The sequence below is a fragment of the Segatella baroniae B14 genome, assembly GCF_022024235.1.
Classification (GTDB): Bacteria; Bacteroidota; Bacteroidia; order Bacteroidales; family Bacteroidaceae; genus Prevotella; species Prevotella bryantii.
In genome coordinates, this window is the sequence record NZ_CP091799.1 from 2,067,748 (window position 1) to 2,080,990 (window position 13,243).

The 13,243-nt window shown below is 37.7% G+C and carries 11 protein-coding genes; 3 read left to right on the forward strand and 8 right to left on the reverse strand.

What is annotated here, in order from left to right; translation table 11 throughout:
• Window positions 1–16 precede the first annotated feature (16 nt).
• A complete protein-coding gene (locus L6469_RS08855) occupies window positions 17–988 on the reverse strand; it encodes a bile acid:sodium symporter family protein (protein WP_006282762.1) in 972 nt (323 codons plus the stop codon).
• A 326-nt stretch (window positions 989–1,314) separates the two neighbouring features.
• Here L6469_RS08855 and ruvB point away from each other — a divergent pair, with 326 nt between their 5' ends.
• Genes ruvB through ybeY form a run of 3 tightly spaced genes read left to right on the forward strand, consistent with a single transcriptional unit; the run spans window position 1,315 to window position 3,251 of the window.
• Window positions 1,315–2,349: a Holliday junction branch migration DNA helicase RuvB gene (gene ruvB / locus L6469_RS08860; RefSeq protein WP_006282763.1), complete on the forward strand. Its 1,035-nt coding sequence runs from the start codon at window positions 1,315–1,317 to the stop codon at window positions 2,347–2,349.
• Window positions 2,350–2,352: 3 nt separating this feature from the next.
• Entirely contained in the window at window positions 2,353–2,802 is a 450-nt protein-coding gene (gene coaD / locus L6469_RS08865; protein ID WP_006282764.1) for a pantetheine-phosphate adenylyltransferase, read from the forward strand.
• 11 nt (window positions 2,803–2,813) lie between these two features.
• Window positions 2,814–3,251, forward strand: coding sequence for an rRNA maturation RNase YbeY (gene ybeY / locus L6469_RS08870; protein ID WP_006282765.1), 438 nt, complete (start codon window positions 2,814–2,816; stop codon window positions 3,249–3,251).
• 96 nt (window positions 3,252–3,347) lie between these two features.
• On the opposite strand, the gene L6469_RS08875 is transcribed toward ybeY, so the two are convergent.
• The 7 genes from L6469_RS08875 to L6469_RS08905 form a co-directional block, all read right to left on the reverse strand.
• Entirely contained in the window at window positions 3,348–4,922 is a 1,575-nt protein-coding gene (locus tag L6469_RS08875) for a S41 family peptidase (protein WP_006282766.1), read from the reverse strand.
• A gap of 70 nt (window positions 4,923–4,992) precedes the next feature.
• On the reverse strand, window positions 4,993–6,957 hold the full coding sequence (locus tag L6469_RS08880) for a DNA topoisomerase IV subunit B (protein WP_006282767.1): 1,965 nt from the start codon (window positions 6,955–6,957) through the stop codon (window positions 4,993–4,995).
• A 26-nt stretch (window positions 6,958–6,983) separates the two neighbouring features.
• On the reverse strand, window positions 6,984–8,129 hold the full coding sequence (locus L6469_RS08885) for a hypothetical protein (RefSeq protein WP_006282768.1): 1,146 nt from the start codon (window positions 8,127–8,129) through the stop codon (window positions 6,984–6,986).
• A gap of 148 nt (window positions 8,130–8,277) precedes the next feature.
• Entirely contained in the window at window positions 8,278–9,561 is a 1,284-nt protein-coding gene (locus L6469_RS08890) for a class I SAM-dependent methyltransferase (protein ID WP_006282769.1), read from the reverse strand.
• A gap of 77 nt (window positions 9,562–9,638) precedes the next feature.
• Entirely contained in the window at window positions 9,639–10,397 is a 759-nt protein-coding gene (locus tag L6469_RS08895; RefSeq protein ID WP_006282770.1) for a succinate dehydrogenase/fumarate reductase iron-sulfur subunit, read from the reverse strand.
• Window positions 10,398–10,402: 5 nt separating this feature from the next.
• Window positions 10,403–12,382 (reverse strand): fumarate reductase/succinate dehydrogenase flavoprotein subunit, encoded by a 1,980-nt coding sequence (locus L6469_RS08900; RefSeq protein WP_006282771.1) that lies wholly within the window; start codon window positions 12,380–12,382, stop codon window positions 10,403–10,405.
• Between the two features lie 39 nt (window positions 12,383–12,421).
• On the reverse strand, window positions 12,422–13,108 hold the full coding sequence (locus L6469_RS08905) for a succinate dehydrogenase/fumarate reductase cytochrome b subunit (RefSeq protein WP_006282772.1): 687 nt from the start codon (window positions 13,106–13,108) through the stop codon (window positions 12,422–12,424).
• Window positions 13,109–13,243 lie beyond the last annotated feature (135 nt).

Below are 13,243 nucleotides of genomic sequence, written 5' to 3' on the forward strand. Positions count from 1 at the left end.
AAATATACAAACTTTTTTATTGATGGTCATGCGTTTGATCCCATTTAAGATAAAGTCCTGCTAAGATTGTACCAGAAATGCTATGCCATGCACAACTGATAGCACAAGGCAATACTGCAAGAGGCTGAGCTGCAAAAAAGTTACCAGCCAAGACTGTAGCCAAACCTGCATTCTGCATACCTACCTCTATGCTAATAGTACGCTTCTTATCGATGCTAAAACCAGCAAACTTTCCCGACAAATAACCCATGATATATCCTAGCGTATTATGGCAGAATACCACAGCAAACGTCCAGATGAAAAGATAAAAGCCACGAGCTACCAATTTATCGTGTACAGTAGAAATAACTCCACCAACAATGAAAGCTAAACAAATAACACTCACACCAGGCATGAATGATTGTATTTTAGGAAAAACATCACGCTTACTATAAAAATAATTCAGCATACATCCTATCGCAATCGGAAAAATTGTCACAATAAAAATATCCATAAACATACGAACAGCATCTATAATGATTATCTCGCCTGCAGTAAGTTTCATTAGAAATGGTGTCATAAAAGGTGCTAATATGGTAGAAGCACAAGTCATACCAACCGAAAAGGCAACATCACCACGACACAGAAAGCTCATCACGTTACTTGAGACACCTCCTGGACAACATCCTACCAAAAGAATACCCAAAGCCAAGGCCGGTTCTAATCTCCACACACGAACCAATAAATACGCAATACCTGGCATAATAATAAACTGGGCACAGGCACCTACAAAAATATCAAGTGGACGCTTAGCCAAAACTTTAAAATCATTAGTAGACAAAGTCAGCCCCATCGTCAACATGATGATTCCCAAAATAACCGTCTGTGTCTTTCCTCTAACCCAATCAAAAAGATGAGGAAAGAAAAAGGTAACTACTGCAATACCAATAATAAAAGCTGAAGTGTAATTAGACAACCAGCGACTGATACTCTGTAAAGATTTCAACATACTTATTTTTTTTAAACGAGGCGAAATATTTCAATTCGTCATAAATTCGACTTACAAAATTACAACTAAATTAGTTAATAAAAGAATAGTTTGAAAGAAATTATTATCAGATGTTTTAAGATTGATACATTTTCACAAAAACTTCTACTCTTTAATCAATATAAGCATCTATAAAGGCGCAAACTCGAAATCAGCAAGGTTGGAAGCATATTCTGTGCTTCATTTACGATATTCTTACCCTTTAACCATGGTATTCTTTATGATTTTCTGATATTTGTCAATTAAAATAAGTAACTTTGCACCATAAGAAAAACGTAAGAAACTGAATGGTAGAAGATTTTGACGTAAGAAACGAAAATATATCTCCCGCAGAAAAGGAGTTTGAGAATGCACTCAGACCATTACAATTTAATGACTTTAGCGGTCAACAAAATGTAGTGGAAAACTTACGTGTATTCGTAGAAGCTGCTAAATATCGTGGGGAACCTCTCGACCATACCCTGCTCCATGGACCTCCTGGTCTAGGTAAAACGACACTGAGCAATATTATTGCCAATGAACTGGGTGTAGGATTCAAGATAACCAGTGGACCAGTACTAGACAAACCTGGTGATCTTGCAGGTATACTAACTTCTTTAGAGCCAAATGACGTACTATTTATCGATGAGATTCATCGATTATCTCCTGTAGTTGAAGAGTATCTTTATTCGGCTATGGAAGACTATCGCATCGATATTATGATTGACAAAGGTCCATCAGCTAGAAGTATCCAGATAGACTTGAACCCATTTACACTAATTGGTGCAACTACACGAAGTGGACTTCTTACAGCTCCTCTTCGAGCACGCTTTGGCATTAATCTGCATTTACAATACTACAATCCAGATACTCTTCAGCGCATTATAAAGCGTAGTTCTAGCCTACTCAATGTACCAATAGAAGACGAAGCTGCAGTAGAAATATCTAGACGGTCACGAGGAACCCCTCGTATAGCCAATGCTCTACTTCGAAGAGTACGAGATTTTGCCCAAGTGAAAGGAAATGGAACCATAACGCCTGAAATTGCCAAATTTGCACTTCAAGCTCTCAATATAGATCAGTATGGGCTTGATGAGACAGACAATAAGATATTGCTTGCCATTATCGACAAATTTAGGGGTGGTCCTGTAGGACTAAGCACAATCGCTACTGCTATCGGTGAGGATACAGGCACAGTAGAAGAAGTTTACGAACCATTTCTTATCATGGAAGGTTTTATAAAACGAACTCCTCGTGGACGAATGGCAACTAAACTTGCCTTTGAGCACTTGGGAAGAAATATTATAGCTAGCAATATTGTCGAGCCCGATTTATTCGATTAAAATATGAAAAAAATAGGTGTTTTTACAGGTACTTTCGACCCTTTTACTATAGGGCATCAAAATATCGCAGACCGAGCAAAAGGATTGTTTGATCTGCTGATTATAGCTGTAGCTGTAAGCAAATTAAAACATACGCAAGAAGAAGTGGCACAACGAATGACTGATATTGAAAAGATTTATACAGATGACCCAAAAATAAAAGTTATCTCATATAGCGATCTGACAATAGAAATGTGTCATCGTGAAGGAGCCCAATACATCGTAAGAGGTGTTAGAAGCGTAAAAGACTTTGAATATGAACGCGAACAAGCCGATATCAACAAACAACTTGGTAATATCGAAACTATTCTTCTCTTCTCTGAACCGCAATATAGCAGTATCAGTAGTACTTTGGTACGAGAACTGAAATTCTTTGGCAGAGACGTCACAGAATTTCTTCCAAAAGTGAAATAAAACATTTGATTATGATTACATACAATGTAGATGGCGTGAAAATGCCTAAAATCAAAAAACGTGAGACAAATGCCTGGATTAAGGCAGTAGCTGCTGACCATGGTAAAAAAGTTGGCGATATCGGCTATATGTTTGTTGATGATGAAAGAATTCTGGAATGTAATCGCCAGTATCTTGGACATGACTATTATACCGATGTCATTACCTTTGACTATGATGACGACTACGAAGAAGAAAACATAATAGGTGGCGATATCGTAATTTCCTTGGATACAATACGCACTAATGCAGAAAAATTCGGTAAAACGTATGAAGACGAGCTCTATCGTGTTATTATCCACGGCATTCTTCATCTTTGTGGTATTAATGACAAGGGACCTGGTGAAAGAGAAATAATGGAAGCACATGAGGATAAAGCCCTTAAAATGCTAACTGAAATGAAAAAATAAAATCATTCAAAAATATACAATAGAAAAAGGTGATCCTTAAGTGTTAAGAATCACCTTTTTTCTATTGTATATTTCTAAAAAACTTTTACTACTACTTTAATTAGTTATCACTTCTATTGCTTTTTTTACAACATCATTATCTTCATTGATAATTTGGTAATAACGGTTCATATCCCAGATATCTCGTGCTATAAGAGCTTTTAACTGCAATTTGAGTACTGGTAAGCTCTTGACCATTTCCTTATCATCCTTAGCCTTAATTCCAGCTTTTTCACCCTCTTTGATAATATTATCAATTAATTCCTGCGGTATCTTAAAACTTCTCTGATAGGTAGAAAAATCTCTGTAGCTTGCCTTAAGCGACTTACGATGAACATCGATATACTTTAAACTAGTATTAATAACAAGTCCTTTCAGCACAAGTTGACGATAATATTTACTATACTTTGCTGTATCAAGAGGAACAAAGAAATCTGGCATAATACCACCTCCACCATAAACCAAACGATGTTTCTTGAGGGTATAGAATTTCTGCGTCTCATCAAAATGAATACTATCCTTATTCACAAGTTCACCATGTTTATAACGCTTATCCAAATCCATCTCATAATCCTTCAAATCACCCTTACGATATGGTTTCTGAATACATCTTCCTGAAGGCGTATAATAATGTGCTATGGTAAGACGAATCATACTACCATCTTCAAAGTTGATTGGACGCTGAACCAATCCCTTTCCGAAGGAACGACGACCAACAACTATACCACGATCATGATCCTGTATAGCACCAGTAACAATTTCGGAGGCAGAAGCACTTAATTCGTCCACAAGAATAACAAGCTTACCCTTCTCCATTTTTCCTCCTCCTAATGCTTTATAATCCTCTCTTGGAGCTACACGACCTTTAGTATATACTATCAAATCGTCTTTGGGTAGAAACTGTCCAGCTATCTCTACTGCTGCATGCAGAAATCCTCCACCATTCTCCTGAAGATCAAATATCAAACTATTCATTCCTTGCTTTTGTAAGGACGTCAAAGCTTCTAACACTTCTTTAGCACTCGTCAATCCAAAACTACTTAGGCGAATATAACCTACTCCCGGACGAATCATGTAGAAAGCATCTACTGTTTTCAAAGGTATTTTGTCTCGTGTAACAACAAAAGATAGAAGCCCAGATGCTCCACGACGAACAATTTTAAGATTAACCTTAGTACCTTTAGGACCTCTTAGACGACGCATAATCTCGCTACGATCCATCTTAACACCAGCTATAGCTGTATCATTAACCACTACAATACGGTCACCAGCCAAAATACCTACTTTTTCTGATGGTCCACCGACTACAGGCTGAATAACCACCAGTGTATCTTCTATCATATTAAACTGCACACCAATACCATCAAAATTACCCTGTAAAGGCTCATTCATAGATTTGGTTTCCTTAGCTGTAGAATAAGAAGAATGCGGATCGAGTTTTTCAAGCATACCCTGAATAGCATCTTCTACCAGTTTCTGCTCATTGACAGAATCGACATAAAATTTATTAATGGCCATTTCAGCAATTTGTAACTTGCGAGAAGGACTATCCTTACCAAAGTTTAGACGCAACTGCGCTATTGCTGAAATCGACATAAACAACAGAAAAAGAGAAAGAATTCCTTTCTTCATATTATAATGGACAAACTAATAAATCTATAAATCGGATATCACTCATTTAAAATTATACATCCCCAAAAAATCAATCTAACGGATCTGTATCAGCTTCTGGTTTATCTTCTTCAATAACCAAATTATCTATAATGAAATTCTGTCGCTCCATGGTATTTTTACCCATGTAGTACTCAAGTAATTTCTGTACTTGGTCGTTCTTATGAAGGGTTACCTGCTCTAATCGCATATCAGGTCCTATGAAATGTACGAACTCGTCTGGAGATATTTCTCCAAGCCCCTTGAATCGCGTGATTTCTGGATCAGGTCCTAGTTCTTGAATAGCCTCTTGACGCTCTTCCTCTGAATAGCAATAACGAGTGATAAAATCATTTTTTTTCTCACCCTTTGCCAACAACTCATCAGCAGCAGCTATCACTTTCTTATTTTTAATTTTCGTTCTACGATTGCGCACTCGAAACAATGGTGTCTGGAGCACATATACATGTCCTTTCTTTATCAAATCAGGATAGAATTGCAAAAAGAAAGTAATAATTAGTAAACGAATATGCATACCGTCCACATCGGCATCGGTAGCCACAATCACTTTATTATAGCGCAAATCATCCAATCCATCCTCTATATTAAGAGCAGCCTGAAGCAGATTGAATTCTTCATTCTGATAAACAATTTTCTTGGTTAATCCAAAACAATTGAGAGGTTTACCACGCAAAGAGAATACTGCTTGCGTATTCACATCACGGCTCTTAGTAATACTACCACTGGCAGAATCACCCTCTGTAATAAAGATAGAACTAGCTTCTTTCAGAGGATTTTTGACATCGGAGAAGTGTACTCGACAATCACGAAGTTTACGATTGTGAAGATTAGCTTTTTTTGCTCGTTCACGTGCTAATTTTGTAACACCAGCCATCGCTTTACGCTCATGCTCACTTTCCTTAATTTTATTCTCTATAACCTCAGCTACATCAGTATGGATATGCAAATAGTTGTCTACTTCTTTTTTGATAAAGTCACCAACATACTTATTAATAGAATCGCCATCAGGTGACATCTGAGTACTTCCAAGTTTAATCTTGGTTTGACTCTCGAATACAGGCTCTTCCACATTAATTGCGATAGCTGCTACAAGTCCATTTCTGATATCAGTATATTCATATTTATTAAAATATTCCTTTATGGTCTTTGCAATATGTTCCTTGAAAGCACTTTGGTGGGTACCACCTTGAGTAGTATGCTGACCATTAACAAACGAGTAATACTCTTCACCATACTGGTTTGTGTGAGTAAAGGCGATTTCTATATCATCGTCTTTCATGTGGATAATAGGATACAAGCCGTCTACAGTCATATTATCCGTCAATAGGTCTTCAAGTCCATTACGACTATGAATACGACAACCATTATACATAATCGTCAAACCAGAATTCAGATAAGTATAATTTCGAAGCATTGTTTCCACTATGTCATCATGGAAAGAATAGTTCTTGAACAAAGTGTTATCTGGTTCGAAATAGATAAAAGTACCATTTTCATCATTAGATTTATTGGTATGATCACTAATCTTATTACCTTTTTCAAATTCTATTTCACGGACTTTACCTTCTCGATACGAGCGAACAGTAAAATGGGAACTCAAAGCATTAACTGCTTTAACACCTACACCATTCAGACCGACACTCTTCTTAAAAGCCTTACTATCGTATTTACCACCAGTATTAAGTACACTGACAGCTTCTACAAGTTTACCCTGAGGAATACCACGTCCATAATCACGAACAGAAACACGAAGATTATCTTCGATATCCACCTCAATGCGGCTACCAGCTTTCATTTTAAACTCGTCAATTGAGTTATCAATAACTTCTTTCAGAAGTACGTAGATACCATCTTCCGGCAGATTGCCATCACCCAATCGACCAATATACATACCAGGACGAGTCCTGACATGCTCCATGTCTGAAAGGTGTCGGATATTGTCATCAGTATATTCTACAGGTTGCTGGTTTTGTATATTTACGCTTTCTTCTGACATAATCTAATATGTTATATTTTTATTAATTAAATATTCTTTTTATAACAACGACGACGCTTATGATTAATTGGATCTAGTGGTCCCCACTGGCTCTGTACATGAGAATTATATTCCATTTCTACATGTGTCTCACCCCACTTGATACCATATTTTTGGTATCTTGGAATTAAATCGTAGAATAGTAAGGAATTAGCACCCTTAGAACGATATTCCGGCAAAACACCAAGAAGAAGAAGATCCACACAGTCAGTCTTATGAAACTTGATAGCTCGTAGAATATGCCACCATCCAAATGGTAAAAGTCTACCACGACGACACTTCTGCAAAGCCTTAGTTAAAGATGGCATGGTAATACCAAAACCTATAACCTTATTATCTGCATTTGCATCTTCAATTACAGTCACTAGTTTTAAGTCAATAACAGGGAGATACATCCACACATATTGCTTAATCTGTTTTTCACTTAAACCAGAATAGCCATATAAATTAGCAAATGTTTCATTGAGAACAGTAAAGATCTTGTGTCCATAACCTCTGAAAAAAACATCATAAAGTGTAATTTTCTTAATTTTAAGATTATATCGCTTCATAATCATTTCAGCAACCTTACGATATTTATCAGGCATTGTCTTAGGAACAGGAAGATAATACTCTACATAGTCATTATCTTTTTCAAATCCTCCTAAATGATCAATATGCTTTGGATAATAGTCATAATTATATAGTGTCGCCATAGTACCCAATTGATCGAATCCATAAGTTAACATACCTTCTGGATCCATATCGGTAAAACCTAATGGACCCTGTATCATATTCATCCCTTTTGATTTACCATAGTCTTCTACAGCCTTCATTAAGGCTGCTGACACTTCATAATCATCAACAAAATCTATCCAACCAAAACGAACAGCTTTACGATTCCACTTTTCATTTGCTTTATGATTGATTATAGCAGCAACACGACCAACAAGTTTACCGTCCTTATAGGCCATAAAGTATTCAGCTTCACAAAATTCAAAAGCTGCATTTTTGTCTTTACTTAATGTATTAAAATCGTCGCTAAACAGATTAGGTGCATCATAGGGATTGCCGTTATATAAATCATAATGAAATTCTATAAAATCTTTTAAATCCCTTTTGGTTGCAACCTTTTTTATCTCTATTGTTGACATTGATTCGATTTGTTGTTATTATATGCTTTAACGTGCAAATATACAAAAAAAATAAAACCTTACCAAAGCGTGGATCCAAAATCCTATTGTTTTACAGTTTTTTGTAGATTATACTCAATTATCAACTTATTTACAAACATGAAGCTTACTACTTACGCTTACAAATAAGAATAACATGTTGCTTTTCAGCGATTGTCGTTGCAAAAATATAGGTATATCCACCATCCTTTAATTTCAGACGCTTACGTAAATCGTCTACTTTAATAGGAAAATTCCTAACAGCTATATTTGCTTTGGTTATTCCCTTTAATTTTTCTTTTAATTCCTTTTTATTGAAAGTAGCTACGGCTTCTATCTTAAAAACACGACCAGGGAAATAATCAACAGGATTTATCGCTGTAAAGAGACGCGTATTTTGACTTAAAGCCATCACACCATAACGTTTTGCTAATTCAGTAAAACACCCAGCTTTCATGAGTGAAGCATTAGGCTCGTAAAGTTCATAACCAACTATATCTGTCATATCAGACAAAACCGGTATAGATTTGTGAGAAGAATATGTAGAATCAGTTTGTGCATAAGATGAAGGTATACTGTAATCAAAAATATGGCAGTCATTAACTCCATAAACATGAATATACTCTTTGGCACGACGTGCCAATACTATCAACAATTCCTTACATTCATTGCTCACAGAGATAATATGTACTTCTGCCACTGTATTCTTACGGTCAGATATCCCCATATTTGCCTTCTGATTCAAATCTTCTACAGCCTTATGCCAATCAAGCATAGGAGATAGCTTCAACACTACATAATCAGCCTTTTTCAAAAGAATACTCACTAACATGAGTACATCAGGAGTACAATCTTCTATAGCATATGTTTTTCCTCCATGGTTATCTCTACGAGCTGGATCCATGAAAACGAGAGAGACTGGAGACATCACTTCAAGATATTCTTCTGAATCTTGACAAACGATATTTACATGCTGAAGACCAAAAAGGGCAAAATTATGTTTTGCAACATCACAAAGATGACTCTGACGCTCTACATAGGTAGCATGCTGAAATAGAGGAGCTAAAAAAGAAAAATCTACTCCAAAACCACCAGTTAAGTCAACCATACTCCCAAAACACGACTTATCATCTTGTGGAATATTCATAAGCCGCCTAACCAGGGTGGCTTTATATCGCCCTGTTTGTTCAGACGAACATTGTTCCATAGAAAGCCCAGGAGGATAAAGAACACCATCTATAACAGTCCATGAAGGGAGTTTTTTACAAGCTTTCTGCCATCCTTCAATTTGCTGAAGAATAAAACAAAGCTCGTTATTACTAAATTTCCCAGAAGCCGTCAAAGCCAAATTTCGAACATTATCCTTACGATGTTGCTGAATATATTGGATTATTGCAGAAGATATTTCCATCATCAAAAAAACAAAAAAGGTTCGCTATAATACCCGAAGGCATTACAACGAACCCCGTATTATCAATTCACTGTATCGACTTAATCACTCAGCTTAGCTGAGATATACTCACGATTCAAGCGAGCAATATTAGCAATACTTTCATTCTTAGGACAAACAGCCTCACAAGCACGAGTATTGGTACAGTTACCAAAACCAAGTTCTTCCATCTTAGCAATCATGTTCTTAGCACGCTTAGCAGCTTCAGGACGACCCTGAGGAAGAAGTGCCAACTGACTTACCTTAGAACTCAAGAACAACATAGCAGAACCATTCTTACAAGCAGCAACACAAGCACCACAACCGATACATGTAGCACAATCCATAGCTTCGTCCGCAGCCTCCTTAGAAATAAGAAGAGCGTTTGCATCCTGAGCCTGACCTGTACGGATAGTGTTATAACCACCTGCAGCAATAATCTTATCAAATGCAGAACGATCTACCATACAATCCTTAATTACAGGGAATGCTGCAGAACGCCAAGGTTCTACTGTAATTACATCACCATCGTTGAAACGACGCATATAAAGCTGGCATGTTGTAGCACCACGCTCTGTCTTACCATGAGGAGTACCATTAATGTAAAGTGAACACATACCACAAATACCCTCACGACAATCGTGATCAAATACGAACGGCTCTTCGCCAGCCTCGATTAATTCCTCATTGAGGATATCGAGCATTTCGAGGAAGGATGTATCATCTGGAATATCCTTCATTTCGTGTGTATCAAAATGACCTTGAGCTGTAGGACCGTTCTGACGCCAATATTTTATTGTGAAACTAATATTTCTTGCCATAGTTTTTAATTCTTATAGTTACGTGTTTGTACCTTGATTGCCTCATACTCGAGAGGTTCCTTGATGAGTTCTGGAGCTGTTGTATCATTACCCTGATACTTCCAACAACCTACATAGAAGTAGTTTTCATCGTCACGAGCAGCCTCACCCTCTGGTGTCTGATGCTCCTCACGGAAGTGACCACCACAACTTTCATTACGAGAGAGTGCATCATAAGCAATAAGTTCGCCCATCAGAATAAAGTCACGAAGGTGAATAGCTTTATCAAGCTCAACATTCAAACCATCTTTAGAACCAGGAACGAAAAGGTTTGTATTAAATTCTTCACGAACCTGTTTCAATAAGCGCAAACCTTCCTCAAGACCTTCCTTTGTACGACCCATACCTACATGTTCCCACATAATATGACCAAGTTCCTTATGGATAGAATCAACAGAACGCTTACCCTTAATATTCATTAAGCGATCAATCTCTGCCATTACACCCTTCTCTGCTTCATCAAATTCAGGAGCTGTAGTAGGAACTTTAGGCCAAATAGCTTGATCGGCTAGATAGTTCTGAATGGTATATGGCAATACAAAGTAACCATCAGCAAGACCCTGCATCAATGCAGAAGCACCCAAACGGTTTGCACCATGATCAGAGAAGTTACACTCACCAATAGCAAACAGACCTGTAATAGATGTCTGGAGCTCATAATCTACCCAAATACCACCCATAGTGTAGTGGATAGCTGGGAAAATCATCATAGGCTTGTAATACTTCACACCATTGATTTCCTTACCAAGTTCACCTGGGAATACGTCAGTGATTTCCTCATACATTTCGAAAAGGTTACCATAACGCTGCATGATTTCATCAAGACCTAAACGGTTAATAGACTCAGAGAAGTCTAGATATACAGCAAGACCTGTATTGTTAACACCAAAGCCCTTATCACAACGTTCCTTTGCAGCACGTGATGCAACATCACGAGGCACCAAGTTACCAAATGCAGGATAACGACGTTCCAAATAATAATCACGATCTTCCTCTGCAATATCCCAAGGGTTAATTTCACCCTTCTGAAGTTTCTTGGCATCTTCGAGTTTCTTAGGAACCCAAATACGACCATCATTACGAAGAGATTCAGACATCAATGTCAATTTACTCTGCTTGTCACCGTGTACAGGAATACAAGTAGGATGAATCTGTACATAACAAGGATTAGCGAAATAAGCACCTTTACGATATGCTTGAATAGCAGCTGTACAGTTACAACCCATAGCATTGGTTGACAAGAAGTAGGTATTACCGTAACCACCAGTTGCGATAACTACTGCATTAGCAGAGAAGCGCTCTAATTTACCAGATACCAAATTCTTAGCTATAATACCACGAGCACGGCCATCTACGATAACAACATCTTCCATCTCATAACGAGTGTAGAGTTTTACCTTGCCCGCATTTACTTGGCACATTAAAGAAGAATAAGCACCAAGAAGCAACTGCTGACCAGTTTGACCTTTAGCATAAAATGTACGAGAAACCTGAGCACCACCGAATGAACGGTTAGCTAACATACCACCATACTCACGAGCGAAAGGAACACCCTGAGCGACACACTGATCAATGATATTGTTACTAACCTCTGCCAAACGATATACGTTAGCTTCACGAGCACGGTAGTCACCACCCTTTACAGTATCGTAAAACAGACGGTAAACAGAGTCACCATCATTCTGATAATTTTTAGCAGCATTGATACCACCCTGTGCAGCGATAGAGTGAGCACGACGTGGAGAATCCTGAATACAGAAATTCAGTACGTTGAAACCCATCTCACCAAGAGAAGCTGCAGCACTAGCACCAGCAAGACCTGTACCTACAACAATAATATCAAGCTTCAGTTTGTTTTTAGGGTTCACCAAACGCTGGTGAGCTTTATAATTAGTCCATTTCTCGGCCACTGGGCCCTCTGGAATCTTAGAATCTATTTGTGACATAATCTTTTTCTATTATAAATTATGAATAAAGAATCTCAATTAGGCACAGCACATACTTGGTGCAAAGCCGAGCCAGAATGAGAGAACAAGGAATACAAACACAGCCATCAGGATAGAAACATAAACGAAACCGATGCACTGCCAACGCTTCTGCCATATTTTACCACTAACACCAAGTGTCTGCATAGCACTCCAGAATCCATGAGTAAGGTGGAACCAAATTGCAACCATCCAAATGATGTAGAGAATAGAGAATACAGGATTAGCGAAAGTGTCCTTAATCCATGCAAAACCATCAGATGGACTGTGAGCAAGACCTTCCATACCTACCAACTCGGCAAACATCATGTTGTACCAGAAATTGAACAGGTGAAGGAGAAGACCTAAAGCAATGATAATACCCAAAACGAGCATGTTCTGAGAAGCCCAACTTACCTGTGAGTAAGAACCAGTAACCTCATAACGAGAGTTACCACGAGCACGACGGTTTTGTGCTGTTAGGATGAATGCGTAAACGATGTGAGCGACAGCAAGGACTGCCAAACCGAGAGTACCAGCAACGGCATACCAGTTAGAACCCAAAAACTCACATACCATGTTGTATGCTTCTCCAGAAAAGAAAGCAGCAACATTCATACAGCAGTGGAATGTCAGGAATAGAATAAGGCATACGCCAGTAACCGACATAACAACCTTTCTACCGATAGGTGAATTGATTAACCACATAAATGATTGAATTTTAAATATTTAACTGTTAGAAACTATTATCTACTAATATCTTTCCTTATACAACAGAGCTGAATGCAAAATGTCGAAATGTAAAATCGACTCCACTTTTTTAGGTATTGTCAGCACATACAG